The organism is Pseudomonas marginalis (genome assembly GCF_001645105.1).
In the GTDB taxonomy this organism is placed as follows: Bacteria; Pseudomonadota; Gammaproteobacteria; order Pseudomonadales; family Pseudomonadaceae; genus Aquipseudomonas; species Aquipseudomonas petroselini.
In genome coordinates, this window is the sequence record NZ_LKEG01000052.1 from 204542 (window position 1) to 231130 (window position 26589).

A 26589-nucleotide genomic window follows, 5' to 3' on the forward strand; every position below is an offset into this window, starting at 1 on the left:
CATGTTTCGCCCGCAGGCAGCACTTTGCAGTGCTGCCTGTTGGCGTTTATCTTCTTCAATCTGCATCCAGGCCGGTTAGATGCCGTATGAATAAAGAGAACATTTGCCTGGGAGGAGCGGCTTATTAAACCGCTTTTCGCCAAAGGCCCCTCATTGGGCGTGCGCCTGTTGGTGCTGGTCGTGCTTTCGGTCGCGCTGATGGTGGTCGATGCCCGCTTTGCACTGCTCAAGCCCGTGCGTAGCCAGATGTCGCTGGTGTTGATGCAGACTTACTGGATCACCGACCTGCCACAACGTCTCTACCAGGGCGTGGCCAGCCAATTCGGCAGCCGCACCGAGCTGGTCGCCGAGAACGAAAAACTCAAGACCGAAAACCTGCTGTTGCAGGGGCGCATGCAAAAGCTCGCGGCCCTCACCGAGCAGAACGTTCGGCTGCGCGAGTTGCTCAATTCCTCCGCACTGGTCAACGAAAAGGTCGAAGTGGCCGAGTTGATCGGCATGGACCCCAACCCCTTCACCCATCGCATCATCATCAACAAGGGTGAGCGCGACGGTGTGGTCCTTGGCCAGCCGGTGCTCGATGCCCGTGGCCTGATGGGCCAGGTGGTTGAGCTGATGCCCTACACCTCACGGGTGTTGCTGCTGACGGACACCACCCACAGCATTCCGGTGCAGGTGAACCGCAACGGCCTGCGTGCGATCGCCAGCGGCACCGGTAACCCTGAACGGCTGGAGTTGCGCCATGTGGCCGATACTGCCGACATCAAGGAAGGCGACTTGTTGGTCAGTTCCGGCCTGGGTCAGCGTTTCCCAGCGGGTTACCCGGTGGCGACCGTCAAGGAAGTGATCCACGATTCCGGCCAGCCGTTCGCCATTGTGCGTGCCGTGCCTACCGCCGCCTTGAACCGCAGCCGCTACCTGCTGCTGGTGTTCAGCGACAACCGCACCCCGGAAGAGCGCGCCAACGACGCCGCCCAGGCCCAGGAGGCGGAAGACAAGCAAAACGGTACAGCGCCGATCGTTCCCACAACCGTGCCGAAACCGGCATTCGTGGGGCCGCCCGCGCCTGTCGCTGCTCCGGCAGCGCCGGTGGCCACCCCGGTCAAACCGGCAGCCCACAGCGCACGCCCGGTTAAACCGACAACGACTAAGCCACCGGCCACCACGCCTGCAGCCAAGCCTCCGGCAAGCGCGCCGACCACCACGCGGCAGAGGGAGGAATAATGGCCGGTACTCATTCGCGCAATGGCTGGATCGTCTGGCTGACCTTCGCCATTGGCTTGCTGCTCAGCGTTTCGCCGCTGCCGCAGTTCATGGAAATCCTGCGCCCGCTCTGGCTGGCTTTGCTGCTGGCCTTCTGGTCGCTGAACCTGCCGCACAAAGTGGGTATGGTCACGGCGATGTTCCTGGGCTTGGCCGAGGATGTGCTCTATGGCACCTTGCTGGGCCAGAACGCGTTGATCCTGACCCTGATCACCTTCCTGGTGCTGTCGTTGCAGCAGCGCCTGCGCATGTTCCCGATGTGGCAGCAGTGCCTGGTGATCCTAGTGATCTTCGGCCTGGCGCAGCTTGTTCAACTGTGGCTCAGCGCCTTGACCGGCAATCGCCAGCCAACCCTGGCGCTGGTGCTGCCGGCCCTGGTCAGTGCCTTGCTGTGGCCATGGATCAGTTTCGGTCTGCGCGGGCTGCGTCGTCGTTATAAAATCAATTGAATGGATTGCGAGGCTCTGCCTGGTTATCGAACCCTACAGGGAGAGTCTGCAATGAATTCGCTTTACTTGGCCTCGGGCTCTCCGAGGCGGCGTGAACTGCTGACCCAGATCGGTGTGCCCTTCACCGTGGTCAGCGCCGCCATTGATGAAACGCCTCTTACAAACGAAACCCCTGTTTCCTACGTCGAGCGCCTTGCGCGCGGCAAGGCAACGGCGGGTTTTGCTGCGCTTGAGCACACAACAGGCGCCTGCGTGCTGGGCGCCGATACCGCCGTGATTGTCGATGGCAAGATCCTCGGCAAACCGGTGGATCAGGCCGATGCCCTGGCCATGTTGACGGCCTTGGCGGGACGCGAACATGAAGTCCTTACCGCCATCGCGCTCACTGACGGCCAGCACTGCGAAACGCGATGTGTCAGCAGTCGAGTGCTTTTCCGTGGGATTTCCGTCGAGGAGGCCACAACCTACTGGCACAGTGGCGAACCCCATGACAAAGCGGGCGGCTATGCTATCCAAGGCCTGGGTTCGGTGTTTGTCGCCGGGCTCAATGGCAGTTATTCCGCTGTGGTAGGCCTGCCGGTGTGTGAAACCGCGCAACTGCTCGATCAATTCGGCATACCCTGTTGGCAAAACATCACCGCGCGCTGAACGCCGTACGCCAGCGCCCAGCCTTAAGCGATCGGTCACTATTGTGAAAACGCCTGAACGAGACCCAGCCATGAGTGAAGAGATTCTGATCAATATCACGCCGATGGAATCGCGCGTGGCGGTGGTAGAGAACGGTGTTCTGCAAGAAGTGCACGTGGAGCGCACCCAGAAGCGCGGAATTGTCGGCAATATCTACAAAGGCAAGGTGGTGCGCGTACTGCCGGGCATGCAGGCGGCATTTGTCGACATCGGCCTGGACCGCGCGGCGTTTATCCATGCTTCGGAAATTTCCCTGCGCGAAGGCCCTGCGGTAGAAAGCATCAGCGCCCTGGTGCATGAAGGGCAAAGCCTGGTGGTGCAAGTCACCAAGGACCCCATCGGCTCAAAGGGCGCACGCCTGACCACTCAGCTGTCGATTCCGTCGCGGTACCTGGTTTATATGCCGCGCACTGCCCATGTCGGCATTTCCCTGAAGATCGAAGACGAAGCCGAGCGCGAGCGCCTGAAGAAGGTGGTCAGCGACTGCGTGGCGGCCGAAGGCATCAAGGAGGCGGGCGGTTTTATCCTGCGTACCGCCGCCGAAGGTGCCGGTGCCGATGAGATCCTGATGGACATCCGTTACCTGCGACGCCTGTGGGACCAGATCGATGCCCAGATCAAGACCATCAGTGCGCCAAGCGTTATTTATGAAGACCTGGGCCTGGCCCTGCGCACGCTGCGCGATTTGGTCAGCCCCAAGATTGAGAAAATTCGCATCGACTCGCGGGAAACTTTTCAGCGCACCACGCAGTTTGTTGCCGAGCTGATGCCGGAAATTGCCGACCGCCTGGAACATTACCCTGGCGAGCGACCGATTTTCGACCTGTATGGCGTCGAAGACGAAATCCAGAAGGCCCTCGAGCGCAAAGTGCCGCTCAAATCCGGCGGCTACCTGGTGGTCGACCCGGCGGAAGCCATGACCACCATTGACGTCAACACCGGTGCGTTTGTCGGCCATCGCAACCTTGAAGAGACCATCTTCAAGACCAACCTCGAAGCGGCCACCGCGATTGCCCGCCAGCTGCGCCTGCGTAACCTGGGCGGCATCATCATCATCGACTTCATTGACATGGAAGACGAAGAGCACCAGCGCCAAGTGTTGCGTACCCTCGAAAAGCAGCTGGAACGCGACCACGCCAAGACCAATATCATCGGCATCACCGAGCTGGGCCTGGTGCAGATGACCCGCAAGCGCACCCGCGAAAGTCTCGAGCAAGTGCTGTGCGAGCCGTGCAGCAGTTGCCAGGGGCGCGGTAAGTTGAAGACCCCGGAAACGGTTTGCTACGAGATTTTCCGGGAAATCTTACGAGAGGCGCGTGCCTACCAGGCCGAAGGTTATAGAGTGCTCGCCAACCAGAAGGTGGTCGACCGGTTGCTGGACGAAGAGTCCGGTAACGTGGCCGAACTGGAGGGGTTTATCGGGCGCACCATTCGTTTCCAGGTTGAAACCATGTATTCACAGGAACAATACGACGTGGTGCTGCTCTGATCCTCATTCGTTTACTTTTCAAGAGACCGGCAGACCTTGATCTGCCGTCCGACTACCGCCTTGAGGGTCGCCTGACATGGAGCGTCTGATACGCTTTTTTGCCGCTTTGACCCGTTGGGGCCTGGGCCTCTGCGCGTTGCTGCTGGTATTGGCGGCGGTGTACGTGAGCCTCGGTCGTGAGTTGACCCCGCTGGTGGCCGAGTACCGTGCCGAAGTCGAGGTCAAGGCCCAGGCTGCGGTGCAGATGCCTTTGCACATCGGCAGCCTCGAAGGCCGCTGGAGCGGCTTCGCGCCGGTATTGCTGGCCCATGATGTGATGGTGGGCGAGGGCAGCAGTGCCTTGCGCCTGGACCAGGTCGAAGTGGTGCCGGATATCTGGGCCAGCCTGATGGCCCGCGAAGTCCGCATTGCGCATCTGCAGGTCAGTGGCCTGCAACTCAGCGTCAAGGAAGACAAGGACGGGCATTGGGCACTGCAAGGCCTGCCGGTGCAGGACGACCAGCCGCTGGACCCGGAGCAGTTGCTCAAGCGCATGCAAGTGGTCAAGCGCGTGTCTCTGCTCGACAGCCAGGTGACGTTGCAACCGTTTGACCATGCACCGGTGACCCTTACCTATGTCGGCCTGAGCCTGCACACCGGCGCCACCCGCCAGCGCCTGGACGCGCGCCTGACCCTGCCCGACGGCCAGCCCCTTGCCGTCAGCCTGCGCACCCGTATTCGCGCCAGCCAGTGGAAGGAGGGTGAAGTCCAGGCCTACCTGAGCCTGCCGCAAAGCGATTGGGCCAAGTGGATTCCGGCCAAGCTGACCCAACAGTGGAAACTCACCCAATTCAAGGCCGGCGGCGAATTCTGGCTGAACTGGGCCAAGGGCACTGTGCAGAGCGCGGTGGTGCGCCTTAACTCGCCGCAGGTGAAGGGCAGCTACGCCGACCGTAAGCCTGTCCATATCGAAAATCTCGCGCTCACCGCTTACCTGCAACGCAGTGACACCGGCCTCAAGGTGCTGTTCGACTCGCTGGCGATGAACCTGGGGGAGACCCGCTGGGAATCTCGCCTGCAAGTGCAACAGCGCCTGGCCACCGACAAGGACCCGGAAGTCTGGAAGCTCCAGGCTGACCGTCTGGACCTGACGCCGATCACACCATTGCTCAACGCCCTGGCGCCGCTGCCGGAAGGTTTTGCCAAGACGATCCAGCACCTCAAGGCCACAGGCCTGCTACGCAATGTGCTGGTGGATTTTCGGCCTCAAGACACTACCGATCAAAAAGTCAGCTTCGCCGCTAACCTCGAGCGCATCGGTTTTGATGCCTACTTCGGCGCGCCGGCTGCGCGTAACGTGTCCGGCAGCATCAGCGGCGACCTGGGTCATGGCGAGTTGCGCATGGACAGCAAGGACTTTTCCCTGCACCTCGATCCGATCTTTGCCAAGCCCTGGCAGTACATGCAGGCGAATGCGCGCCTGACGTGGAAACTGGACAAAGAGGGGTTCACCCTGATTGCGCCGTATATCAAGGTGCTGGGGGAAGAGGGCAAGATCGCCGCCGATTTCCTGATTCGCCTGCATTTTGATCACAACCAGGAAGACTACATGGACCTGCGGGTCGGCATGGTCGATGGCGATGGGCGCTTCACGCCCAAATACCTGCCGGCGGTGTTGAGTCCTGCGCTGGATGAGTGGCTACGCACCGCGATCCTCAAGGGCGCAGTGGATGAAGGCTTCTTCCAGTATCAAGGTTCGTTGAACCACGATGCGCTGCCGGCCTCGCGCAATATCAGCCTGTTCTTCAAGGTGCATGATGCCGAACTGGCCTTCCAGCCGGGCTGGCCTCATGTCAGCAAGGTCAAGGGCGAGGTCTTCGTCGAGGAAAGTGGTGTGCGTATCCTCGCCAGCAAAGGCCAGTTGCTCGACACCAAGGTCAAGGACATCTACGTCAATATTCCCCACGCACCTGAAGGCAAAGACAGCCATCTGCTGCTCACGGGTGGGTTTGCCGGTGGCTTGGGCGATGGTCTGAAAATCCTCCAGGACGCGCCGATCGGCACGGCATCGACGTTTGCCGGCTGGAAAGGTGAGGGCGACTTGCAAGGCAGCCTTGACCTGGACATTCCGCTGGCCAAGGGCACTGAGCCGAAAATCGTGGTGGACTTCAAAACGGATAAGGCGCGCCTGCAACTGGCTGAGCCCACCCTGGACCTGACCCAGCTCAAGGGCGACTTCCGTTTCGACAGCGCCAAGGGCCTCAGTGGCCAGAACATCACAGCCCAGGCGTTCGACCGGCCAATCACCGCGCAGATCTTTGCCGACGGCAAACCGGGCAACATCAGCACACGCGTGGTTGCCAAGGGCCAGGTGACGGTCAAGCGGCTGACGGATTGGCTGAAAATTACCCAGCCGTTACCGGTGTCCGGCGATATTCCGTACCAGTTGCAACTGACTCTGGACGGCGCCGACAGCCAGTTGATGGTCAGCTCCAACCTCAAGGGCGTGGCAGTGGACTTGCCGGCGCCGTTCGGCATGCCGGCCAGCCAAGGGCGTGACAGTGTGTTCCGCATGACGTTACAAGGGGCCGAGCGCCGTTATTGGTTCGATTACGGCGAGTTGGCCAACTTTACCTTTGCTGCGCCGCCGGACAAATTCAATGACGGTCGCGGTGAGCTGTTCCTCGGTGATGGCGACGCCGTGCTACCGGGTGCCAAGGGATTGCGCATTCGCGGTGTGTTGTCGGAGCTCGATATCGATCCCTGGAAGAAACTGGTGGAGCGCTATGCCGGCAACGATCCGGGCGGCAGCGCCAAGCAATTGCTCAGCGGTGCCGACTTCAAGGTAGGCAAGCTGACTGGGCTTGGCACCCAGTTCGATCAGGTCACTTTGCAGCTGGACCGCAAACCTGCGGCGTGGGGTTTGCAACTCGACAGCCAGCAGGCCAAGGGCACGGTTAACGTGCCCGACGCCAAAGGCGCGCCGATTGCGATCAACCTGCAATACGTGAAGCTGCCGGCGGTGGACCCAACGGTGCAAGCGGACGAAAACGCGCCGGACCCCTTGGCGAGTATCGATCCCAAGGATATTCCCGCGCTGGATATCGCCATCGACCAGTTGTTCCAAGGCCCGGACCTGATAGGTGCGTGGTCGCTGAAAATTCGCCCGACGGCCAAGGGCCTGGCCTTCAACAACCTGGACCTGGGCCTCAAGGGCATGCAGCTCAAGGGCGCCGGTGGTTGGGAAGGTGCGGCGGGTGACAGCAGCAGTTGGTACAAGGGCCGCTTGGACGGCAAGAACATTGGCGATGTGCTCAAGGGCTGGGGTTATGCGCCCACCGTCACCAGCCAGGATTTCCACCTGGATGTGGACGGACGTTGGCCCGGTTCGCCGGCCTATGTGGGGCCCAAGCGTTTCTCCGGCAGCCTGGATGCGGCATTCCGCAATGGCCAGTTTGTGGAAGTGGAAGGCGGTGCCCAGGCCCTGCGGGTATTCGGCCTGCTGAACTTCAACTCCATCGGGCGCCGGCTGCGCCTGGACTTCTCGGACTTGCTCGGCAAAGGCTTGAGTTATGACCGGGTAAAAGGCTTGTTGGCGGCCAGTAACGGTGTGTTCGTGACCCGTGAGCCGATCACCATGACCGGGCCTTCCACTAATCTGGAACTGAATGGCACCCTGGACCTGGTGGCTGACCGCGTTGATGCCAAGTTGCTGGTAACGCTGCCGGTGACCAACAACCTGCCGATCGCGGCGTTGATCGTTGGCGCGCCCGCGATTGGCGGTGCGTTGTTCCTGATCGACAAGTTGATTGGTGATCGGGTTTCCCGCTTCGCCAGCGTGCAATACAAAGTGGAAGGGCCATGGAAGGACCCAAAAATCACCTTCGACAAGCCATTTGAAAAGCCAAACTGAGAGCCTGTGGAGTAGCATGGCCGTACGCCCCTTACGGAGAGTCGGCCCATGTCCTTTGCGGTAATTCAAATGGTCAGCCAGAGCGATGTGCTGGCCAACCTGGCCCAGGCCCGTCGCTTGCTGGAGCAGGCTGCGGCAGGCGGTGCAAAGCTGGCGGTGCTGCCGGAAAACTTCGCTGCCATGGGCCGCCGCGACGTGGCGGATATCGGTCGCGCCGAGGCGCTGGGCGAAGGCCCGATCCTGCCATGGTTGAAACAGACCGCCCGCGACCTCACCTTATGGATAGTGGCGGGGACTTTGCCGCTGCCGCCGAAGGATCAACCGCACGCCAAGTCCAACGCTTGCTCGCTGCTGGTCGACGATCAGGGCGAAATCGTTGCCCGTTACGACAAGCTGCACCTGTTCGATGTGGATGTCGCCGATGCTCGCGGTCGTTATCGCGAATCCGACGACTATGCTTTCGGGGGCAATGTGGTGGTGGCGGATACGCCCGTCGGTCGATTGGGCCTGACGGTGTGTTACGACTTGCGCTTCCCTGAGCTGTACAGCGAATTGCGCGCGGCGGGGGCCGAATTGATTACTGCGCCGTCGGCGTTTACGGCAGTGACCGGCGCGGCGCACTGGGATGTGCTAATTCGCGCTCGTGCCATCGAGACCCAGTGCTACCTGCTGGCGGCCGCCCAAGGTGGCGTGCATCCGGGGCCACGGGAAACCTATGGCCATGCAGCGATTGTCGACCCCTGGGGACGCGTGCTGGCACAACAGGATCAAGGCGAAGCGGTGCTGCTGGCCGAACGCGATAGCAGTGAACAGGCGTCGATAAGGGCGCGCATGCCGGTGGTCAACCATCGGCGCTTTTTCTCGCAGGGCGCACAGCGACCTGCTTCGGAACGATGAATTTAAGGCCCTACCTATGAGCGAGTTGTTGTCCTCAGTCAGTGAACACCTCCTGGCACCCGGTGGCGTGACCATCGAAAGTTTGCAAACCGTGCTGGGCGATCTCGCCGGGCCCGGCATCGACGCGGCCGACCTGTATTTCCAGGGCCAGATCTCCGAGTCCTGGGCCCTTGAAGACGGGATCGTCAAGGAAGGCAGCTTCAACCTGGATCAAGGGGTGGGTGTCCGTGCGCAATCCGGTGAGAAAACCGGTTTTGCCTACAGTAACGCAATCACCCTGGAAGCCTTGGGCCTGGCGGCGCGTGCCGCGCGTTCGATCTCCCGTGCCGGGCAAAATGGCACGGTGCAGGCATTCAGCACCCAGGACGTGGCACAGTTGTACGCGCCGGATAATCCCCTGGAAGTGATCAGCCGCGCGGAAAAGGTCGAGTTGCTCAAGCGTATCGACGCCGCCACCCGTGCCCTTGACCCGCGTATCCAGCAAGTCACCGTCAGCATGGCGGGTGTGTGGGAACGAATCCTGGTGGCGTCCACCGATGGTGGCCTGGCGGCCGATGTGCGTCCGTTGGTGCGTTTCAATGTCAGTGTGATCGTCGAACAGAACGGTCGCCGCGAACGCGGTGGTCATGGCGGCGGCGGGCGAACCGACTACCGTTATTTCCTCACCGACGACCGTGCCATGGGCTACGCCCGTGAAGCGTTGCGCCAAGCATTGGTCAATCTGGAAGCCATTCCGGCGCCGGCCGGTACCTTGCCGGTGGTGCTGGGTTCGGGCTGGTCCGGCGTGCTGCTGCACGAGGCCGTCGGCCATGGACTGGAAGGTGACTTCAACCGCAAGGGCAGTTCGGCCTACAGCGGGCGCATGGGCGAGATGGTTGCGTCCAAGCTCTGCACGATCGTGGATGACGGCACCCTGGCCGGGCGCCGTGGTTCGCTGAGCGTCGATGACGAAGGCACGCCGACCGAGTGCACCACCTTGATCGAGAACGGTGTGCTCAAGGGCTACATGCAAGACAAGCTCAACGCCCGCCTGATGGGCGTGGCACGCACCGGTAACGGTCGCCGTGAATCCTACGCGCACCTGCCGATGCCGCGCATGACCAACACCTACATGCTTGGTGGCGAAAGCGACCCGGCGGAAATCATCGCCTCGGTGAAACGCGGCATCTACTGCGCCAACCTCGGTGGCGGCCAGGTGGACATCACCAGCGGCAAGTTCGTGTTTTCCACCAGCGAGGCGTATCTGATCGAAGACGGCAAGATTACCGCGCCGGTCAAAGGCGCAACGTTGATCGGTAATGGTCCGGAAGCCATGAGCAAGGTGTCGATGGTGGGTAACGACCTGTCGCTGGACAGCGGCGTGGGTACGTGCGGGAAAGATGGGCAGTCGGTGCCGGTGGGTGTCGGCCAGCCAACGCTGAAGATTGATGCGATCACCGTGGGTGGCACGGGGTCGTAAGCGGTGGAGCTTCGGGTGGCGAAGACCGCCACCCGGGGAAGGGCATCAACGCAGGCCGCGTTGAGTCTCGTCCAGCTCACGGATGTATTTGAAGATTTTACGGCTGGTGGCCGGCGCCTTGTTATGCGCCTGCTCGTGCTGGGCTTGACGGATCAGGGAACGCAGTTGCTGGCGGTCCGCGTCCGGGTAGTCCAACACGAATTTCTCCAGCACCCCGTCATCGCCCGCGATCAGGCGGTCACGCCAACGCTCCAGGTTATGGAAGCGTTCGTTGTACTGGCGAGTGGAGGCATCGGTTTGATCAAGCAAAGCCAGAATGGCGTCAGTGTCCTGATCGCGCATGAGTTTGCCGATAAACATGATGTGCCGTTTACGCGCGATATTCGCGGTGTGCTTGGGTGCGTCCGCAAGAGCCCGGCGCATTTCGTCGGTCAGTGGCAGTTTTGCAATCAAGTCTTTCTTGAGCGTTGTAAGGCGCTCGCCCAGGTCAACCAGAGCATGCAGCTCACGTTTGACCTGGGTTTTGCTTTTCTCCCCATCGAGGGAGTCGTCGTAAGAATCAACCATGGTGGCAGTCCGCAAAGAAACGCCGCCATGATAACCAGTCGGGGGCCGCTTGTCCGGCCCGGTCGCTCGATGGCCTTAACCGAAAGCAGAATTTGAGTGGAGAAAACCATGAGTGCAGCCCAAAGCGTCGGTCCACAAGCGTTACCGGCACTGCAGGAACAAGTCGAGCAGATCCTTGCCGAGGCCAAGCGCCAGGGGGCCAGTGCCTGTGAAGTGGCGGTATCGCTGGAGCAGGGGTTGTCGACATCGGTTCGTCAGCGGGAAGTGGAGACGGTTGAGTTCAACCGCGACCAAGGCTTTGGCATCACCTTGTATGTCGGACAGCGCAAAGGTTCTGCCAGTACCTCGGCCAGTGGCCCGGAAGCGATTCGCGAGACCGTCGCGGCGGCGTTGGCGATTGCCAAGCACACCTCTGAGGATGAAAGCTCGGGTTTGGCCGACAAGGCACTGATGGCCAAGGACTTGAAGGATTTTGATCTGTTCCACGCCTGGGACATCACGCCCGAGCAGGCCATCGAGCAGGCGCTGACGTGTGAAGCGGCGGCGTTCGATGCCGATGCCCGCATCAAGAACGCTGATGGCACCACGTTGAGCACCCATCAGGGCTGTCGCGTGTATGGCAACAGCCATGGTTTTATCGGCGGTTATGCGTCGACGCGTCATAGCCTGAGCTGCGTGATGATCGCCGAGGCCAACGGCCAGATGCAGCGCGATTACTGGTATGACGTGAACCGCCAGGGTGATTTGCTGGCAGACCCGGTCAGCATCGGCCAGCGTGCTGCACAGCGTGCGGCCAGCCGCCTGGGCGCGCGCCCTGTGCCGACCTGTGAAGTGCCGGTGCTGTTTTCGGCGGAACTGGCCGGTGGCTTATTTGGCAGTTTCCTGGGAGCGATCTCCGGTGGCAACCTGTACCGCAAGTCCTCGTTCCTGGAGGGGGCGATTGGCCAGAAACTGTTTCCCGAGTGGCTGACCATCGATGAACGTCCCCACCTGATGCGTGCTATGGGGAGCACGTCGTTTGATGGCGATGGCTTGGCGACTTATGCCAAGCCGTTCGTCGAAAGCGGCGAGTTGGTCTCCTACGTCCTGGGCACTTATGCCGGGCGCAAACTGGGCCTGCCAAGCACCGCCAACTCCGGCGGGGTGCATAACCTGTTCGTCACCCATGGCGACGAAGACCAGGCGGCGCTGTTGCGGCGGATGGGGCGTGGCCTGCTGGTGACTGAGTTGATGGGGCACGGGCTGAACATGGTCACGGGCGATTATTCCCGTGGCGCGGCAGGTTTCTGGGTGGAAAACGGCGAGATTCAGTTTGCCGTCCAGGAAGTGACAATCGCCGGCAACATGCGCGATATGTTCAAGCAGATCGTTGCCGTCGGAAACGACCTGGAACTGCGCAGCAATATCCGTACGGGTTCGGTGTTGATCGAGCGGATGACCGTCGCCGGTAGCTGATCCTTCCAACACGCTTCAACAAAAAAGGCGCGCCATCTTCAAGATGGCGCGCCTTTTTTGTGGCCGCGTGTCAGTGGGATTAACGTGCCGCCCTTGTTTTGATTCTCAATATCATTTAATAATAAATATCATTACCGGATGAGTGTGGATCATGAGTTCTGTCCTGCATGAGGATCCTTACCTTGAAAGCTGGCGCTGGATGAGTCGCCAGATTCGCTGCGGCCTCGATCCCAACGAGCCGCGCCTGATCGAACATTACCTCAATGAGGGTCGATACCTGGCGTGCTGCACCGCGACCCATCCGTGGACGATCGCTGAAACCTCATTTCGCCTATTGCTCGACACCGCCAGTGATATCGCACTGCCCTGGCACTGGCGCTCCGTGTGCCTGGACCAGGCCTGGCGCCCCCTGCGTGACCTGGAAAAACTCTCCCACTGTGCCTGCCGCCTCAAGCGCTGGCAGACCTTTGCCTGGCAATTGGCGACCTGCGAATTGCTGCCGTCTATTTCTGTTTCTGACTTGGTGCAAGGATCTAACGATGAGTAACACCCGTATCGAACGCGACAGCATGGGCGAACTGCAAGTGCCTGCCGAGGCCCTGTATGGTGCGCAAACCCAACGCGCGGTGAACAACTTTCCGATCAGCAACCAACGCATGCCGGCGCAATTTATCCGCGCCCTGATCCTGGCCAAAGCCGCTGCTGCCAAGGTCAACGTCGATCTCAAGCAAATCAGCGAAGGGCAGGGCAAGGCCATTGTCGATGCCGCCCAGGGCTTGCTGGAAGGCGACTTCATGCAGCACTTCCCGGTGGATATCTTCCAGACCGGCTCCGGCACCAGCTCCAATATGAACGCCAACGAAGTGATTGCGACCCTCGCCAGCCGCGTGCTGGGCGAGTCGGTCAACCCGAACGACCACGTGAATTGCGGCCAAAGCAGCAACGACATCATTCCAACCACTATCCACGTCAGCGCCGCGTTGGTCTTGCACGAACAAACGCTGCCGGCCCTGCTGCACCTGGTGCAGGTGATCGAGCGGAAGGCTGAAGAGGTTCACCCGTTCATCAAGACCGGCCGCACGCACCTGATGGACGCCATGCCGGTGCGCATGAGCCAGGTGCTCAACGGCTGGGCGCAGCAGCTCAAGGCCAATATCGGTCATCTGCAGGACCTTCTGCCGAGTCTTCAGGCGCTGGCCCAGGGCGGCACGGCGGTCGGTACCGGGATCAACGCACACCCTGAATTTGCTGCGCGTTTCAGCCAGCAACTGAGCAGCCTGACCGGCGTGAAATTCACCCCCGGCAAAAACCTGTTCGCCTTGATTGGCTCCCAGGACACTGCCGTTGCCGTGTCCGGCCAATTGAAGGCCACCGCCGTGTCGCTGATGAAAATCGCCAACGACCTGCGCTGGATGAACTCCGGTCCGCTCGCCGGCTTGGGTGAAATTGAGTTGGAAGGCCTGCAGCCTGGCTCTTCGATCATGCCTGGCAAGGTCAATCCGGTGATTCCTGAAGCGACTGCCATGGTCGCCGCGCAAGTCATCGGGAATGACACGGTGATCACCGTCGCCGGTCAGTCGGGCAATTTCGAGCTGAACGTGATGCTGCCGATCATCGCGCAGAACCTGTTGAGCAGCCTTGAGCTGCTGGCCAACGCCAGCCATCTGCTGGCGGACAAGGCCATCGCCAGTTTCAAGGTCAATGAAGCGAAGCTAAAAGAAGCGCTGTCGCGCAACCCGATCCTGGTCACCGCACTCAACCCGATCATCGGTTATCAAAAAGCTGCTGAAATCGCCAAGAAGGCCTATCAGCAAGGCCGTCCGGTGATTGACGTCGCTCTCGAGCACACCGACTTGCCGCGTAGCCAACTGGAGATCCTGCTGGATCCGGAAAAGCTCACGGCCGGCGGCGTGTAATCACCGACCCTGCTTTGGAGGCTCACCATGGAGCACTGGAAACGCACGATCGAACGGGCCAATCGCTGCTTTATGGCAGGCGAGCTGGTCGACGCTCGCGAGGCCTATTTGCAAGCCCTGGCCCTGGCCCAAGTGTTGTTCGAACGCTGGGCGGATGCCGACGAAGCAGTGGCGGCGTGCGTCATTTCCCATCACAACCTGGCGGACCTGCACCTGCGCCTGAACCAACCGGAGGAGAGCGCGGAATACCTCTGCGCTATCCACCAGCGCCTGCTGCAGACCATGCAGGACCCGCGACTCAGCCCGCAATTGCGGGAAGCGGCCCTGCGCCAGAGCAGCAAAACCTACGTCGAGCTGTTGAATTTCATCAGCGATCACGGCGAGTACCCGCGTACTCATCGTTTGTTGGGCGGCACTGCGGCACAGCCGACCACGCCTCAATACGGAGCACATTGATATGACTTACACCTTGCCTGCCTTACCTTACGCGTACGACGCCCTGGAGCCGCATATTGATGCGCAAACCATGGAGATCCACTACAGCAAGCATCACCAGACTTACATCAACAACCTCAACGCTGCGGTAGAGGGCACTGAATTCGCCGGCTGGCCGGTCGAGAAGCTGGTGTCCAGCGTGCAGCAACTGCCGGAAAAACTGCGTGCCGCCGTGATCAACCAGGGCGGCGGCCATGCCAACCACTCGTTGTTCTGGGCGGTGATGTCGCCCAAAGGTGGCGGCAAACCCGAAGGTGCATTGGGCAAAGCCATTGATGAACAGCTTGGCGGTTTTGATAGCTTCAAGGAGGCTTTCACCAAAGCGGCGTTGACGCGTTTCGGCAGCGGTTGGGCGTGGCTGAGTGTCACCCCGCAAAAGACCCTGGTGGTGGAGAGCAGCGGCAACCAGGACAGCCCACTGATGAACGGCAACACGCCGATCCTAGGCCTGGACGTGTGGGAACACGCCTATTACCTGCTGTACCAGAACCGCCGCCCCGAATACATCAACGCCTTCTACAGTGTTATCAACTGGCCAGAAGTTGCAGACCGCTACCAGGCCGCCGTGGCCTGACATCCACCTTCATAACAAGACCTAAGGCCGACTATGGGCACTGAAACACTGGCGATCAGCAGCGGGCGAATGTTTCGTTATGCGTTTGGCTCGCTGCTGCTACTGGCAGGTACTGCATTGCTGGTGGCCCACGGGCTGGCCTGGCTGGACCTGGAACCGCGGATTCTACGCGCCCTGCAGGGCGGCTCCATTTGCGCGCTCGGCACTGCGCTCGGTGCGGTCCCGGTGCTGGTGATTCGCCATATGCCGGTCGCGTTGAGCGATACATTGCTGGGCTTTGGTGCGGGGGTCATGTTGGCGGCGACGGCGTTTTCGCTGATCGTGCCGGGCATTGCGGCGGCAGAAGGCTTGGGGCTTTCGCCCTGGAGCGCCAGCGGCTTGATCAGCTTCGGCATCATGCTGGGAGCGTTCGGGCTGTATCTGGTTGACCGCAAGGTCTCCGGCGCCAGTCCGGAAATGCTGGTCGGCACGCCGGATAAACCGGTGATCCCGCCGCGTATCTGGCTGTTTGTGTTTGCCATCATCGCCCACAACATTCCCGAAGGCATGGCGGTCGGTGTATCCGCTGGCGGCGGTATGCCGGATGCCGACAGCCTTGCCATGGGGATTGCCCTGCAAGACGTGCCCGAAGGCCTGGTGATTGCGTTGGTCTTGGCCGGGGCCGGCATGTCGCGGATCAAGGCGTTCCTGATCGGCGCGGCGTCAGGTCTGGTGGAGCCCGTGTTTGCTGTGCTCTGTGCCTGGCTGGTAAGCCTGGCAGAAGTGCTATTACCGTTGGGCCTGGCCCTGGCCGCTGGTGCGATGCTGCTGGTCGTCACTCACGAGGTGATCCCCGAGTCGCGCCGCAATGGTCACGAAAAGCTCGCCAGCCTGGGTTTGTGCATCGGTTTTTGTTTGATGATGGTGATGGACACGGCGCTGGGGTGAGGTCGTTGCGACTTCATCCCGCCTCAAAGGGTGAGTTTACTCACCCTCATCAAAGTAGTTATTGATCAGCGCCACCAGGGCGTCCATCGCTTCCTGCTCTTGCTCACCTTCTGTCTTCAAGTGAATCTTGGTGCCTTTGCCGGCGGCCAACATCATCATGGCCATGATGCTTTTGCCATCGACCATGGACTCTGGCGTGCGTCCGGCGCGGATCTGGCAAGGGAACTGTCCGGCAACGCCGACGAACTTGGCTGACGCCCGGGCGTGCAAGCCCAGCTTGTTGATGATTTCAATTTCCAGAGCGGGCATCGCGCAGGTGTTCCTTTCAGCTGAGGTCACGGTGGCGGACCTGGACGTTCTTGAGGGTTTTTTGCAGCACCTGGCCCAGGCGCTCGGTCAGATAGACGGAGCGGTGGTGACCGCCGGTGCAGCCGATGGCAATGGTGACATAGGCCCGATTGCTGGCAGCAAATCGGGGTAACCATTTGAGCAAGTAGCTGGAAATGTCCTGGAACATCTCCTCCACATCCGGTTGTGCAGCCAGGTAATCGGCGACGGGCTGATCCAGTCCGGACTGATCACGCAGTTCCGGCTTCCAATAAGGGTTGGGCAGGCATCGCACATCGAATACCAAGTCGGCGTCGACCGGCATGCCGCGCTTGAAACCAAACGACTCCACCAGAAACGCCGTGCCTGGCTCCGGTTGGTTCAGCAGGCGCAGCTTGATGGCATCGCGCAGCTGGTACAGGTTAAGGCTGGTCGTGTTGATCTTGAGGTCGGCGAGGTCAATGATCGGTCCCAGCAGCTTGGTTTCATCTTCGATGGCTTCTGCCAGCGAGCGATGAGGGCTGCTGAGGGGGTGACGCCGGCGGGTTTCGGAGAACCGCTTGAGCAGTGTCTCTTCGTCGGCATCCAGGTACAGCACATCGCAATGAATGTGCTTGGCCCGCACTTCCTCGAGCAATTGCGGGAATCGCTCCAGGTGGCTGGGCAGGTTGCGGGCATCAATCGAAACGGCGACCAGGGGTTGAGCCAGTTCGGTGTGGATCAACGCGCGTTCTGCCAACTCCGGCAGCAGGCCGGCGGGCAGGTTGTCGATGCAATAGAAACCGTTGTCCTCAAGAACATTGAGGGCGGTACTTTTACCCGAGCCGGAGCGGCCGCTGACGATGATCAAGCGCATGGTTACTGCCCGTTCTGTTCATCCAGGACAACCTGGTACAGCGCCTCATTGCTGCTGGCGCTGCGCAGTTTGTCGCGTACGTCCTTGCGGTCGAGCATGCTGGCGATCTGCCGGAGCAGTTCCAGGTGCGCATCGGTGGCAGCTTCCGGGACCAGCAGAACGAACAGCAGGTCGACCGGGGCACCGTCGATGGCGTCGAAATCGATAGGGGCGTCCAGGTGCAGCAGGGCGCTGACAGGTGTCTCGCAGCCTTTGAGGCGGCAGTGGGGAATGGCGATGCCGTTGCCAAAACCGGTCGAGCCAAGTTTTTCACGGGCAATCAGTGCCTCATACACAGCTTGCGTATCCAGTTCGGGCACTTCACGGCCGATCAGGTTGGCAATTTGTTCGAGGGCGCGTTTTTTACTGCCACCCGGCACGTTCACGAGGGAACGGCCGGGGGTCAGGATGGTTTCAAGTCGGATCATGGGGGGAGAGTTAACGACCTGTACCTTGCATCAGGTGCAGATTCTTTTCCTTATGCTTTATGAGTTGGCGGTCCAGCTTGTCGTAGAGCGAGTCGATCGCCGCGTACATGTCTTCATGTTCCGCATTGGCGACGAGCTTGGCATTCGGTACATGCAGGGTGGCCTCGATTTTCTGCTTGAGCTTGTCGACCTCCATGATGACCTGCACGTTGGTGATCTTGTCAAAATGCCCCGCAAGCTTGTTCAACTTGCTTTCGGTGTACTCACGCAGGGGCTTGGTAACTTCCAGTTGGTGTCCACTGATGTTGACTTGCATACAGCTTCTCCTTCGTTGCCAGTGCATAACGCGACGGGTAGGAATACCCGCCACTGGTATGCATTTTAAAACTGCCTGCGCGTCGATCATGCTGCGTTAAAAACAGGCTGATCGCCGCTCTGCGAGTTTTAAAACGCATCCCGGAACGCTGTGGCCCGCCCGTCACATCAAACGCTTACGCTCGCTGGAAGGCGCGATCCCAAGGGATTCGCGGTACTTGGCGACGGTTCGACGGGCGACCTGAATGCCTTGTGCCTCCAGTAAACCAGCGATCTTACTGTCACTCAATGGCTTTTTCTGATTTTCAGCAGCAACCAGTTTTTTGATGATCGCGCGGATCGCCGTGGACGAGCATTCACCGCCTTCGGAGGTGCTGACGTGGCTGGAGAAAAAGTATTTCAGTTCATAAATACCCCGAGGGGTATGCATGAATTTTTGCGTGGTCACCCGGGAAATCGTCGATTCATGCATGCCGACCGCTTCGGCGATGTCATGCAGCACCAGCGGTTTCATCGCTTCGTCGCCGTACTCCAGGAAGCCGCGCTGATGCTCGACGATCTGGGTGGCGACTTTCATCAGGGTTTCGTTGCGGCTTTGCAGGCTCTTGATGAACCAGCGCGCTTCCTGCAACTGGTTGCGCATGAAGGTGTTGTCGGCACTGGTATCGGCGCGACGTACGAAGCCGGCGTATTGCGGGTTCACCCGCAGGCGCGGCACCGACTCCTGGTTCAGCTCTACCAGCCAGCGCTCGTTGTCCTTGCGCACGATCACATCGGGAACCACGTATTCGGCTTCGCTCGACTCGATTTGTGAGCCAGGACGCGGGTTGAGGCTCTGTACCAGCTCGATGACCTGGCGCAGGTCGTCTTCCTTGAGCTTCATGCGGCGCATCAACTGGCTGTAGTCGCGGCTGCCCAGCAGGTCGATGTAATCGGTCACCAAGCGCTGGGCTTCGGCGAGCCAGGGGGTCTTGGCCGGTAACTGGCGCAATTGCAGCAACAGGCATTCGCTGAGGGTGCGTGCGCCGATGCCGGCGGGCTCGAACTGTTGGATGCGGTGCAGGACGGCTTCGATCTCGTCCAGCTCGATATCCAGCTCCGGATCGAAGGCTTCAAGAATTTCTTCGAGCGTCTCGTCCAAGTAACCCTGGTTATTGATGCAGTCGATCAGGGTCACGGCGATCAAGCGATCGGTGTCCGACATCGGCGCAAGGTTCAGTTGCCACAGCAGGTGGCTCTGCAGGCTCTCGCCAACGGAGGTGCGGGTGGTGAAGTCCCACTCGTCATCGTCATTGCTGGGCAGGCTGCTGGCGCTGGTCTGGTAGACGTCTTCCCAGGCCGTGTCGACCGGAAGCTCGTTGGGAATGCGTTCGTTCCAGTCGCCTTCCTCAAGGTTATCCACCGTAGGGGCGGTTTCCTGGTAGGAGGGTTCCTGCACGTCGGGATTGGGTTTTTGCTCGATATTATCGGCCAGCGGGTCTGCATTATCGAAGTCGTCGCCTTCCTCCTGGCGTTCGAGCATCGGATTGGACTCCAGGGCCTCCTGGATTTCCTGTTGCAGGTCCAGGGTCGACAATTGGAGCAGGCGGATGGCCTGTTGCAGCTGCGGTGTCATCGTCAGCTGCTGGCCCATTCTCAGGACTAGCGATGGTTTCATGGCAGGGGCTTAACACCTTATTCGCCGGCGCAATGCGCCATCCACGACAGGGCGCGTGAGCGCCAAACATAAGCAAATTATATGCCTGATGTCGGGGGCTTTGCCTAGAGCGCGGTAACAATAAAAATCCGGAGGTTTTCATTGACTCCCGCGCACCTTGGCGAACAGCCGTGACACCACGGTGTTTACAGGCGGAACTCGTGACCCAGGTACACTTCCTTGACCAGCTCGTTGGCCAGGATGGTGGCGGAATCACCTTCGGCGATCAGCTGGCCATCGTTGACGATATACGCTGTTTCGCAGATATCGAGGGTCTCACGGACGTTGTGGTCGGTGATCAGCACGCCAATGCCCTTGGCCTTGAGGTGATGGATGATCTGTTTTATGTCGCCCACCGAGATCGGGTCGACGCCCGCAAACGGTTCGTCCAGCAGGATGAACTTGGGCGCAGTGGCCAGGGCGCGGGCGATTTCCACACGGCGACGCTCACCGCCGGACAGGCTCATGCCGAGGTTGTCGCGGATATGGTTGATGTGGAACTCCTGCAGCAGGCTTTCCAGCTCCTTGCGACGGCCGTCACGGTCGAGTTCCTTGCGGGTCTCGAGGATGGCCATGATGTTATCGGCGACCGACAGTTTGCGGAAGATCGACGCTTCCTGCGGGAGATAGCCGATACCGGCGCGGGCGCGGCCGTGCATCGGCTGGTGACTCACGTCCAGGTCGTCGATCAGCACGCGGCCCTGATCCGCCTGGACCAGGCCGACGATCATGTAGAAGCAGGTGGTCTTGCCGGCGCCGTTAGGGCCGAGCAAGCCGACGATCTGGCCGCTGTCGATCGACAGGCTGACGTCGCGCACGACCTGACGGCTTTTATAGGCCTTGGCCAGATGCTGGGCTTTCAGGGTTGCCATTACTCGGCCTTCTTCTTCGGCTGGATGACCATGTCGATCCGTGGACGAGGTGCAGTGACCTTGTTGCCATTGGCGCGACCGGCGTTAGCGATCTGTTTCACGGTGTCATAGGTGATCTTTTCACCTTCCGTGGAGTTGCCGTCCGGGCTGAGTACTTTCGCCTGGTCGATCAGTACGATGCGGTTCTGCTGGGCGTGATACTGGATGGTCTTGCCGTAGCCCTTCATCGGACCGGTATCGGCAGCGGACTGCTTCTGTTCGAAGTAAGCCAGGTTGCCGACCGAGGTCACCACATCAATGTCGCCAGCCGGGGTGCGAGTCAGGGTCACGGTATTACCAGTGATCTTCATCGAGCCTTGGGTGATGATCACGCCGCCGGTATAGGTGGCGACGCCTTGTTTATCATCCAACTGCGCATCGTCAGCCGAGATGTGGATCGGTTGCTGGCTATCGTTCGGCAGAGCCCAGGCGCTCACGCTTCCCAGTGCTGCGCCCAGACCGAGCAAAATAGGGAGAGTTTTAACGAGCCTCATACTGTCCTCTTACGTTCGATAGCAGGTGTATCCTGCTTTCTTTCAAATACGCTTTCATTCCCTTGCCAGTCGATACACCGCCAGCGCCGTCGATTCTAACGTCTTGCTCGGTCTGCGCATATTGCTTCTGCGGGAATACGGTCATGCGACTGCTGGTAATCACGGTCTCACGTTTTTTATCGTCAGTGCGCGCAACGCGCACCGAGTCGATCAGTTCCACCTCGGTACCGTCCGGGTTGACCTCGCCACGTTTGCTGGTGACGTGCCATGGGAACTCGGTACCGCGGTAAATGTTCATGTCGGGGTTGGTCAGCAGGGTGACTTCGCTGGCCTTGACGTGTTCGACCTTGTCCGAGGTCATCTCGTACTGCACTTTGCCGTCGGGCAGGAACTGCACGCTCTTGGCATTGGTGGCGTAATAGTCGATAGCGCCTTCGTCAACCTGTGCGGCAGGCTGGTCGAGAAAGCGCTCCGGGCTGATATTCCAGTAGCCCACCGCCAGGAACAGCGCAGCGATGACCCCGAATAACAGGAAGTTGCGAATCTTTTTGCTCAGCATAAAACGCTCTATAAGTAGGCGGCGTGGGCCGCTTCAAGGCTACCCTGGGCTCGCAGGATCAGCTCGCAGAACTCGCGTGCGGCACCTTCACCGCCACGGGCGGTAGTGATGCCATGGGCGTGCTCTCGAACAAAGGCTGCCGCGTTGGCGACCGCCATGCCCAGGCCCACTCGGCGGATCACCGGCAAGTCGGGCAAGTCATCGCCCAAGTAGGCGACCTGCTCATAGCTTAGGTTGAGTTGGCCAAGAAGCTCGTCCAGAACCACCAGTTTATCCTCGCGGCCCTGATACAGGTGAGGAATCCCCAGGTTTTGTGCGCGACGTTCCACAACGGGGGTTTTTCTGCCGCTGATAATCGCCGTTTGCACGCCCGACGCCATCAGCATCTTGATGCCCTGGCCGTCGAGGGTGTTAAAAGTCTTGAATTCACTGCCGTCTTCGAGGAAGTACAAACGGCCATCGGTCAGCACGCCGTCAACGTCGAAAATCGCCAGCTTGATGTTTTTACCGCGTTGCAACAGGTCGCTGGTCATTTACATCACTCCCGCACGCAGCAAGTCGTGCATGTTCAGGGCGCCAATCGGGCGGTCGTCGCCATCGACCACCACCAGTGCGCCGATCTTGTGGTCTTCCATGATTTTCAAGGCCTCGGCTGCCAGCATTTCGGGGCGCGCGGTCTTGCCGTGAGGTGTCATCACTGCGTCGATGCTGGCGGTGTGGATGTCGATGGTGCGGTCCAGGGTGCGGCGCAAGTCACCGTCGGTGAACACCCCGGCCAGGCGGCCATCGGTTTCCAGGATCACCGTCATGCCTAAACCCTTGCGAGTCATTTCCATCAGCGCGTCCTTCAGCAGGGTGCCGCGCTGGACGTGGGGCAACTCATCACCCGAGTGCATGACGTTTTCCACTTTCAGCAGCAGGCGGCGGCCCAGGGCGCCCCCGGGGTGCGAAAACGCAAAGTCCTCGGCGGTAAATCCACGCGCCTCCAGCAGTGCCACCGCCAGGGCATCACCCATCACCAGGGCGGCAGTGGTGGAGGAAGTCGGCGCCAGGTTCAGCGGGCAGGCTTCGTGGTCCACGTGAACGTTGAGGTTGACTTCGGCGGCCTTGGCCAGCGTCGATTCCGGGTTGCCGGTGATGCTGATCATCTGGATGCCCAGGCGCTTAATCAGCGGCAACAGGGTCACGATTTCGTTGGTGCTGCCGGAGTTGGACAGCGCCAGGATGATGTCATCCTTGGTGATCATGCCCATGTCGCCGTGACTGGCTTCTGCGGGGTGCACGAAAAACGCGGTGGTCCCGGTGCTGGCCAGGGTGGCGGCGATCTTGTTGCCAACGTGGCCTGACTTGCCCATGCCGACCACGACAACGCGGCCCTTGCTGGCCAGAATCATCTCGCAGGCGCGTACGAAATCTGCGTCGATATGCGCCAGCAAGCCTTCTACGGCTTCAAGCTCGAGGCGGATGGTGCGTTGTGCGGATTGAATAAGGTCGCTGGATTGGCTCATGTCTGAAATCGTATAGCCTGACGAAAAGTCGGCGATTATAGCGGTAATGATCAATTCCCTCACGCAAGTTCGTCAGGGTTTGTTCGCGGTGCGCTTGGGATTCCCTCCTTAGTAACATAGCTGGCAACGTTTTTTCCCTGTCCCGGATCTGAACAAGCACTGTTCCGGCCTTGGGCGCCCTGCACCAGCAGTGATATAGTTCGCGGCCAGTTCGGTCCGCTCTGCCCATGTGGCCATCGATTGCGCAACTATTGTGCGGCTGATGCAAACGTTTGTCGCAAGCGTGGTGTCTGAGTGAGAGGCTGCATCCCAAGGAGTTTAGATGAGTGCCGATAACGCCTACGCGGTCGAGCTGAAGGGACTGACCTTCAAGCGCGGGACGCGCAGCATCTTCAATAACGTCGATATCCGCATTCCGCGCGGCAAGGTCACGGGCATCATGGGGCCTTCTGGTAGTGGCAAGACGACCCTGTTGCGCTTGATGGGCATGCAATTGCGGCCCAGTGCCGGCGAAGTGTGGGTAAACGGCCAGAACCTGCCGACGCTGTCGCGCAGCGATCTGTTCGACGCGCGTAAGCACATGGGTGTGCTGTTCCAGAGCGGTGCGCTGTTTACCGACCTTGATGTGTTCGAGAACGTGGCGTTTCCGCTGCGTGTGCATACCCAACTGTCTGACGAAATGATTCGTGACATTGTGTTGCTGAAACTGCAGGCCGTAGGCCTGCGCGGTGCCATCGACCTGATGCCCGACGAACTGTCGGGCGGTATGAAGCGTCGTGTGGCCCTGGCCCGCGCCATTGCCCTCGACCCGCAGATCCTCATGTATGACGAGCCCTTCGTCGGTCAGGACCCTATCGCCATGGGCGTGTTGGTGCGCCTGATCCGCTTGCTCAACGATGCACTGGGCATCACCAGCATCGTGGTCTCCCATGACCTTGCAGAAACCGCGAGCATTGCCGATTACCTCTATGTCGTCGGCGATGGCCAGGTGCTGGGGCAGGGCACGCCCGAAGAACTGATGAACGCTGATAACCCGCGCATTCGCCAATTCATGACCGGCGATCCTGATGGCCCCGTGCCTTTTCACTTTCCGGCAGCGGATTACCGCTCAGATCTTCTGGGGAAGCGCTGATGCGCAAGACATCTCTTATCGAAAAGGTTCGCCTTTTCGGTCGCTCGGGCATCGACATCGTCGAAGTGCTGGGCCGTTCGACGATTTTCCTGTTTCACGCCTTGCTCGGCCGCGGCGGCATAGGTGGCGGCTTCGGCCTGCTGGTCAAGCAGTTGCACGCTGTAGGTGTGATGTCCCTGGTGATCATCGTGGTCTCCGGGGTGTTCATCGGCATGGTGCTGGCGCTGCAGGGCTTCAATATTCTGTCCAGCTATGGTTCGGAGCAGGCGGTGGGGCAGATGGTCGCCCTGACGTTGTTGCGAGAGCTGGGGCCGGTGGTGACCGCTTTGCTGTTCGCCGGGCGTGCGGGTTCCGCGCTGACCGCCGAAATCGGCAACATGAAGTCCACCGAGCAGCTGTCCAGCCTGGAAATGATCGGCGTGGACCCGCTCAAGTATATTGTTGCCCCGCGTCTGTGGGCCGGTTTCATTTCCCTGCCACTGCTGACGATCATCTTCAGCGTGGTGGGTATCTGGGGCGGTTCGTGGGTGGCGGTGGACTGGCTGGGCGTCTACGACGGCTCTTACTGGGCCAACATGCAAAACAGCGTGACGTTCACGGGCGACGTGCTCAACGGCATCATAAAGAGCATCGTCTTCGCCTTTGTAGTGACCTGGATCGCCGTATTCCAAGGCTACGACTGTGAGCCCACTTCAGAAGGGATCAGTCGTGCCACCACCAAGACCGTTGTGTACGCCTCGCTGGCGGTACTGGGCCTTGACTTCATTTTGACCGCCTTGATGTTTGGAGATTTCTGATGCAAAACCGCACTGTGGAAATCGGTGTCGGCCTTTTCTTGCTGGCTGGCATCCTGGCTTTACTGTTGTTGGCCCTGCGAGTCAGCGGTCTTTCGGCCAGCCCCACCGCCGATACTTATAAACTTTACGCGTACTTCGACAATATCGCCGGTTTGACTGTCAGAGCTAAAGTGACCATGGCCGGTGTGACGATCGGCAAGGTCACTGCAATCGATCTGGACCGCGACAGCTTCACCGGTCGAGTGACAATGCAGCTGGATAAGAAGGTTGATAATCTGCCGACCGACTCCACTGCATCTATCCTCACTGCGGGGCTGCTGGGCGAGAAGTACATCGGTGTCAGCGTGGGCGGGGAATCAGCCCTGCTCAAGGATGGCTCGACAATCCACGACACACAGTCGTCGCTGGTGCTTGAAGACCTGATCGGTAAATTCCTGCTTAATACGGTCAATAAAGACGCCAAATGAGGAATCTGTACATGATCTCTACCTTGCGACGTGGCCTTCTGGTACTGCTTGCAGCGCTGCCGTTGATGGCCAACGCAGCGGGTTCTGCCCACGATCTGGTGCAGGACACGACCAACAAGATGTTGGCTGACCTGTCGGCCAACAAAGAAAAGTACAAACAAGACCCGAGTCAGTTCTACAACGCGCTCAATACCATTGTGGGGCCGGTGGTGGATGCTGAAGGCATCTCCAAAAGCATCATGACGGTCAAGTATTCGCGCAAGGCTACGCCGGCGCAGATGCAGACCTTCCAGGAAAACTTCAAGAAAGGCCTGTTCCAGTTCTACGGCAACGCTCTTCTTGAATACAACAACCAGGGCATTACCGTCGCTCCTGCCGGGGATGAGTCGGGTGATCGCACCAGCGTCAACATGAGCGTCAAGGGCAACAATGGCGCGGTCTACCCTGTGCAGTACACGCTGGAGAAGGTCAACGGCGAGTGGAAGCTGCGTAACGTGATCATCAACGGCATCAACATTGGCAAGCTGTTCCGTGACCAGTTCGCGGATGCGATGCAGCGCAATGGCAACGATCTGGACAAAACCATCAATGGTTGGGCCGGTGAAGTCGCCAAGGCTAAGGAAGAGACCGATAAAGCTGCTGGGAAGCCCGCGCAATGATCGAGTCGGCTGTTCGTCTCGGCGACGCCGGCGAGCTGTTCATCAGTGGCGTGCTGGATTACCGCACCGGGCCTGACCTGCGCAAGCAGGGTCAGGCACTGATCAAGACCAGCACTGCGCCTGCGTTGGTGCTGGACTGTTCGGCCGTGACCAAGTCCAGCAGCGTCGGCTTATCGCTGTTGCTGTGCTTCATGCGCGATGCCGAAGCGGCCAAAAAAGCGGTCAGCGTTCGGGCGTTGCCCGAAGACATGCGCGAAATTGCCGAAGTTTCCGGTCTGACCGAGCTGCTGGCGCACCCCTAATACACATTATTAAAGAGGCCCCCCGTCAG

General features: G+C 60.0%; 29 protein-coding genes. 18 read left to right on the forward strand and 11 right to left on the reverse strand.

The window, feature by feature from the left end; genetic code table 11:
- Nucleotides 1–123: 123 nt before the first annotated feature.
- The 7 genes from mreC to tldD all read left to right on the forward strand — a co-directional run bounded on the left by mreC (nucleotide 124) and on the right by tldD (nucleotide 10136).
- Complete coding sequence (gene mreC / locus AO064_RS23055) at nucleotides 124–1224, forward strand: rod shape-determining protein MreC (protein ID WP_082893973.1); 1101 nt, start codon at nucleotides 124–126, stop codon at nucleotides 1222–1224.
- Nucleotides 1224–1712, forward strand: a complete 489-nt coding sequence (gene mreD, locus AO064_RS23060) for a rod shape-determining protein MreD (RefSeq protein WP_003171788.1) — start codon at nucleotides 1224–1226, stop codon at nucleotides 1710–1712. Before mreC ends, mreD begins: the two co-directional genes overlap by 1 nt.
- Before the next feature lie 51 nt (nucleotides 1713–1763).
- Nucleotides 1764–2360: a Maf family protein gene (locus AO064_RS23065; RefSeq protein ID WP_064054763.1), complete on the forward strand. Its 597-nt coding sequence runs from the start codon at nucleotides 1764–1766 to the stop codon at nucleotides 2358–2360.
- Between the two features lie 70 nt (nucleotides 2361–2430).
- Nucleotides 2431–3888, forward strand: a complete 1458-nt coding sequence (gene rng, locus AO064_RS23070; protein ID WP_012722226.1) for a ribonuclease G — start codon at nucleotides 2431–2433, stop codon at nucleotides 3886–3888.
- Between the two features lie 76 nt (nucleotides 3889–3964).
- The gene (locus tag AO064_RS23075) at nucleotides 3965–7780 is read left to right on the forward strand and encodes a YhdP family protein (RefSeq protein ID WP_064054764.1); all 3816 of its coding nucleotides are present in this window, start codon (nucleotides 3965–3967) and stop codon (nucleotides 7778–7780) included.
- A 48-nt stretch (nucleotides 7781–7828) separates the two neighbouring features.
- A complete protein-coding gene (locus AO064_RS23080) occupies nucleotides 7829–8677 on the forward strand; it encodes a carbon-nitrogen hydrolase family protein (protein ID WP_012722228.1) in 849 nt (282 codons plus the stop codon).
- Nucleotides 8678–8693: 16 nt separating this feature from the next.
- On the forward strand, nucleotides 8694–10136 hold the full coding sequence (gene tldD, locus AO064_RS23085) for a metalloprotease TldD (RefSeq protein ID WP_012722229.1): 1443 nt from the start codon (nucleotides 8694–8696) through the stop codon (nucleotides 10134–10136).
- A 45-nt stretch (nucleotides 10137–10181) separates the two neighbouring features.
- Here tldD and yjgA read toward each other — a convergent pair whose 3' ends face one another.
- Nucleotides 10182–10703, reverse strand: a complete 522-nt coding sequence (gene yjgA / locus AO064_RS23090) for a ribosome biogenesis factor YjgA (protein ID WP_043204785.1) — start codon at nucleotides 10701–10703, stop codon at nucleotides 10182–10184.
- Nucleotides 10704–10811: 108 nt separating this feature from the next.
- On the opposite strand from yjgA, the gene pmbA reads away from it, so the two are divergent.
- From pmbA to AO064_RS23120, 6 genes are all read left to right on the forward strand, one after another.
- Entirely contained in the window at nucleotides 10812–12158 is a 1347-nt protein-coding gene (gene pmbA / locus AO064_RS23095) for a metalloprotease PmbA (RefSeq protein WP_043204787.1), read from the forward strand.
- Between the two features lie 151 nt (nucleotides 12159–12309).
- Nucleotides 12310–12705 (forward strand): hypothetical protein, encoded by a 396-nt coding sequence (locus AO064_RS23100; protein WP_012722232.1) that lies wholly within the window; start codon nucleotides 12310–12312, stop codon nucleotides 12703–12705.
- The gene (locus AO064_RS23105) at nucleotides 12698–14074 is read left to right on the forward strand and encodes a class II fumarate hydratase (RefSeq protein WP_012722233.1); all 1377 of its coding nucleotides are present in this window, start codon (nucleotides 12698–12700) and stop codon (nucleotides 14072–14074) included. The genes AO064_RS23100 and AO064_RS23105 overlap by 8 nt, the downstream gene beginning before the upstream one ends.
- Before the next feature lie 27 nt (nucleotides 14075–14101).
- Nucleotides 14102–14530, forward strand: a complete 429-nt coding sequence (locus AO064_RS23110; RefSeq protein WP_012722234.1) for a hypothetical protein — start codon at nucleotides 14102–14104, stop codon at nucleotides 14528–14530.
- Between the two features lies 1 nt (nucleotide 14531).
- On the forward strand, nucleotides 14532–15143 hold the full coding sequence (locus AO064_RS23115; RefSeq protein WP_064054765.1) for a superoxide dismutase: 612 nt from the start codon (nucleotides 14532–14534) through the stop codon (nucleotides 15141–15143).
- Nucleotides 15144–15176: 33 nt separating this feature from the next.
- On the forward strand, nucleotides 15177–16070 hold the full coding sequence (locus tag AO064_RS23120) for a ZIP family metal transporter (protein WP_064054766.1): 894 nt from the start codon (nucleotides 15177–15179) through the stop codon (nucleotides 16068–16070).
- Nucleotides 16071–16106: 36 nt separating this feature from the next.
- On the opposite strand, the gene AO064_RS23125 is transcribed toward AO064_RS23120, so the two are convergent.
- The 10 genes from AO064_RS23125 to AO064_RS23170 all read right to left on the reverse strand — a co-directional run bounded on the left by AO064_RS23125 (nucleotide 16107) and on the right by AO064_RS23170 (nucleotide 23203).
- Complete coding sequence (locus tag AO064_RS23125; protein WP_012722237.1) at nucleotides 16107–16379, reverse strand: HPr family phosphocarrier protein; 273 nt, start codon at nucleotides 16377–16379, stop codon at nucleotides 16107–16109.
- A 16-nt stretch (nucleotides 16380–16395) separates the two neighbouring features.
- On the reverse strand, nucleotides 16396–17253 hold the full coding sequence (gene rapZ, locus AO064_RS23130) for an RNase adapter RapZ (protein ID WP_012722238.1): 858 nt from the start codon (nucleotides 17251–17253) through the stop codon (nucleotides 16396–16398).
- A 2-nt stretch (nucleotides 17254–17255) separates the two neighbouring features.
- Nucleotides 17256–17720: a PTS IIA-like nitrogen regulatory protein PtsN gene (ptsN, locus tag AO064_RS23135; RefSeq protein WP_012722239.1), complete on the reverse strand. Its 465-nt coding sequence runs from the start codon at nucleotides 17718–17720 to the stop codon at nucleotides 17256–17258.
- Nucleotides 17721–17730: 10 nt separating this feature from the next.
- Nucleotides 17731–18036, reverse strand: coding sequence for a ribosome hibernation-promoting factor, HPF/YfiA family (hpf, locus tag AO064_RS23140; RefSeq protein ID WP_003171804.1), 306 nt, complete (start codon nucleotides 18034–18036; stop codon nucleotides 17731–17733).
- A 162-nt stretch (nucleotides 18037–18198) separates the two neighbouring features.
- On the reverse strand, nucleotides 18199–19692 hold the full coding sequence (locus AO064_RS23145; protein WP_064054767.1) for an RNA polymerase factor sigma-54: 1494 nt from the start codon (nucleotides 19690–19692) through the stop codon (nucleotides 18199–18201).
- 185 nt (nucleotides 19693–19877) lie between these two features.
- Nucleotides 19878–20603 carry an LPS export ABC transporter ATP-binding protein gene (lptB, locus tag AO064_RS23150; RefSeq protein WP_003171806.1) on the reverse strand — a complete coding sequence of 242 codons (726 nt, stop codon included), beginning with the start codon at nucleotides 20601–20603 and terminating at the stop codon, nucleotides 19878–19880.
- Nucleotides 20603–21136, reverse strand: coding sequence for a lipopolysaccharide transport periplasmic protein LptA (gene lptA / locus AO064_RS23155; protein ID WP_012722241.1), 534 nt, complete (start codon nucleotides 21134–21136; stop codon nucleotides 20603–20605). Before lptA ends, lptB begins: the two co-directional genes overlap by 1 nt.
- Complete coding sequence (gene lptC / locus AO064_RS23160) at nucleotides 21123–21695, reverse strand: LPS export ABC transporter periplasmic protein LptC (RefSeq protein ID WP_012722242.1); 573 nt, start codon at nucleotides 21693–21695, stop codon at nucleotides 21123–21125. Before lptC ends, lptA begins: the two co-directional genes overlap by 14 nt.
- 8 nt (nucleotides 21696–21703) lie before the next feature.
- Entirely contained in the window at nucleotides 21704–22228 is a 525-nt protein-coding gene (locus tag AO064_RS23165) for a KdsC family phosphatase (protein WP_010213109.1), read from the reverse strand.
- On the reverse strand, nucleotides 22229–23203 hold the full coding sequence (locus AO064_RS23170; protein WP_064054768.1) for a KpsF/GutQ family sugar-phosphate isomerase: 975 nt from the start codon (nucleotides 23201–23203) through the stop codon (nucleotides 22229–22231).
- Between the two features lie 322 nt (nucleotides 23204–23525).
- Here AO064_RS23170 and AO064_RS23175 point away from each other — a divergent pair, with 322 nt between their 5' ends.
- From AO064_RS23175 to AO064_RS23195, 5 genes are read left to right on the forward strand one after another with little or no spacing between them, the layout of a single operon-like run.
- Nucleotides 23526–24335 (forward strand): ATP-binding cassette domain-containing protein, encoded by an 810-nt coding sequence (locus AO064_RS23175; RefSeq protein WP_012722244.1) that lies wholly within the window; start codon nucleotides 23526–23528, stop codon nucleotides 24333–24335.
- Nucleotides 24335–25132, forward strand: a complete 798-nt coding sequence (gene mlaE / locus AO064_RS23180) for a lipid asymmetry maintenance ABC transporter permease subunit MlaE (protein ID WP_012722245.1) — start codon at nucleotides 24335–24337, stop codon at nucleotides 25130–25132. The genes AO064_RS23175 and mlaE overlap by 1 nt, the downstream gene beginning before the upstream one ends.
- Nucleotides 25132–25599 carry an outer membrane lipid asymmetry maintenance protein MlaD gene (gene mlaD, locus AO064_RS23185; RefSeq protein WP_012722246.1) on the forward strand — a complete coding sequence of 156 codons (468 nt, stop codon included), beginning with the start codon at nucleotides 25132–25134 and terminating at the stop codon, nucleotides 25597–25599. The genes mlaE and mlaD overlap by 1 nt, the downstream gene beginning before the upstream one ends.
- An 11-nt stretch (nucleotides 25600–25610) precedes the next feature.
- On the forward strand, nucleotides 25611–26258 hold the full coding sequence (locus AO064_RS23190) for an MlaC/ttg2D family ABC transporter substrate-binding protein (protein WP_012722247.1): 648 nt from the start codon (nucleotides 25611–25613) through the stop codon (nucleotides 26256–26258).
- Nucleotides 26255–26560: an STAS domain-containing protein gene (locus AO064_RS23195; RefSeq protein WP_012722248.1), complete on the forward strand. Its 306-nt coding sequence runs from the start codon at nucleotides 26255–26257 to the stop codon at nucleotides 26558–26560. Before AO064_RS23190 ends, AO064_RS23195 begins: the two co-directional genes overlap by 4 nt.
- Nucleotides 26561–26589: the final 29 nt, after the last annotated feature.

What these genes read in the sequence shown, in the direction of transcription:
- mreD (WP_003171788.1), top strand. Translation starts at nt 1,224, where the DNA reads ATGGCCGGTACTCATTCGCGCAATGGCTGGATCGTCTGGCTGACCTTC.
- AO064_RS23065 (WP_064054763.1), top strand. Translation starts at nt 1,764, where the DNA reads ATGAATTCGCTTTACTTGGCCTCGGGCTCTCCGAGGCGGCGTGAACTG.
- rng (WP_012722226.1), top strand. Translation starts at nt 2,431, where the DNA reads ATGAGTGAAGAGATTCTGATCAATATCACGCCGATGGAATCGCGCGTG.
- AO064_RS23075 (WP_064054764.1), top strand. Translation starts at nt 3,965, where the DNA reads ATGGAGCGTCTGATACGCTTTTTTGCCGCTTTGACCCGTTGGGGCCTG.
- AO064_RS23080 (WP_012722228.1), top strand. Translation starts at nt 7,829, where the DNA reads ATGTCCTTTGCGGTAATTCAAATGGTCAGCCAGAGCGATGTGCTGGCC.
- tldD (WP_012722229.1), top strand. Translation starts at nt 8,694, where the DNA reads ATGAGCGAGTTGTTGTCCTCAGTCAGTGAACACCTCCTGGCACCCGGT.
- yjgA (WP_043204785.1), bottom strand. Translation starts at nt 10,703, where the DNA reads ATGGTTGATTCTTACGACGACTCCCTCGATGGGGAGAAAAGCAAAACC.
- pmbA (WP_043204787.1), top strand. Translation starts at nt 10,812, where the DNA reads ATGAGTGCAGCCCAAAGCGTCGGTCCACAAGCGTTACCGGCACTGCAG.
- AO064_RS23100 (WP_012722232.1), top strand. Translation starts at nt 12,310, where the DNA reads ATGAGTTCTGTCCTGCATGAGGATCCTTACCTTGAAAGCTGGCGCTGG.
- AO064_RS23105 (WP_012722233.1), top strand. Translation starts at nt 12,698, where the DNA reads ATGAGTAACACCCGTATCGAACGCGACAGCATGGGCGAACTGCAAGTG.
- AO064_RS23110 (WP_012722234.1), top strand. Translation starts at nt 14,102, where the DNA reads ATGGAGCACTGGAAACGCACGATCGAACGGGCCAATCGCTGCTTTATG.
- AO064_RS23115 (WP_064054765.1), top strand. Translation starts at nt 14,532, where the DNA reads ATGACTTACACCTTGCCTGCCTTACCTTACGCGTACGACGCCCTGGAG.
- AO064_RS23120 (WP_064054766.1), top strand. Translation starts at nt 15,177, where the DNA reads ATGGGCACTGAAACACTGGCGATCAGCAGCGGGCGAATGTTTCGTTAT.
- AO064_RS23125 (WP_012722237.1), bottom strand. Translation starts at nt 16,379, where the DNA reads ATGCCCGCTCTGGAAATTGAAATCATCAACAAGCTGGGCTTGCACGCC.
- rapZ (WP_012722238.1), bottom strand. Translation starts at nt 17,253, where the DNA reads ATGCGCTTGATCATCGTCAGCGGCCGCTCCGGCTCGGGTAAAAGTACC.
- ptsN (WP_012722239.1), bottom strand. Translation starts at nt 17,720, where the DNA reads ATGATCCGACTTGAAACCATCCTGACCCCCGGCCGTTCCCTCGTGAAC.
- hpf (WP_003171804.1), bottom strand. Translation starts at nt 18,036, where the DNA reads ATGCAAGTCAACATCAGTGGACACCAACTGGAAGTTACCAAGCCCCTG.
- AO064_RS23145 (WP_064054767.1), bottom strand. Translation starts at nt 19,692, where the DNA reads ATGAAACCATCGCTAGTCCTGAGAATGGGCCAGCAGCTGACGATGACA.
- lptB (WP_003171806.1), bottom strand. Translation starts at nt 20,603, where the DNA reads ATGGCAACCCTGAAAGCCCAGCATCTGGCCAAGGCCTATAAAAGCCGT.
- lptA (WP_012722241.1), bottom strand. Translation starts at nt 21,136, where the DNA reads ATGAGGCTCGTTAAAACTCTCCCTATTTTGCTCGGTCTGGGCGCAGCA.
- lptC (WP_012722242.1), bottom strand. Translation starts at nt 21,695, where the DNA reads ATGCTGAGCAAAAAGATTCGCAACTTCCTGTTATTCGGGGTCATCGCT.
- AO064_RS23165 (WP_010213109.1), bottom strand. Translation starts at nt 22,228, where the DNA reads ATGACCAGCGACCTGTTGCAACGCGGTAAAAACATCAAGCTGGCGATT.
- AO064_RS23170 (WP_064054768.1), bottom strand. Translation starts at nt 23,203, where the DNA reads ATGAGCCAATCCAGCGACCTTATTCAATCCGCACAACGCACCATCCGC.
- AO064_RS23175 (WP_012722244.1), top strand. Translation starts at nt 23,526, where the DNA reads ATGAGTGCCGATAACGCCTACGCGGTCGAGCTGAAGGGACTGACCTTC.
- mlaE (WP_012722245.1), top strand. Translation starts at nt 24,335, where the DNA reads ATGCGCAAGACATCTCTTATCGAAAAGGTTCGCCTTTTCGGTCGCTCG.
- mlaD (WP_012722246.1), top strand. Translation starts at nt 25,132, where the DNA reads ATGCAAAACCGCACTGTGGAAATCGGTGTCGGCCTTTTCTTGCTGGCT.
- AO064_RS23190 (WP_012722247.1), top strand. Translation starts at nt 25,611, where the DNA reads ATGATCTCTACCTTGCGACGTGGCCTTCTGGTACTGCTTGCAGCGCTG.
- AO064_RS23195 (WP_012722248.1), top strand. Translation starts at nt 26,255, where the DNA reads ATGATCGAGTCGGCTGTTCGTCTCGGCGACGCCGGCGAGCTGTTCATC.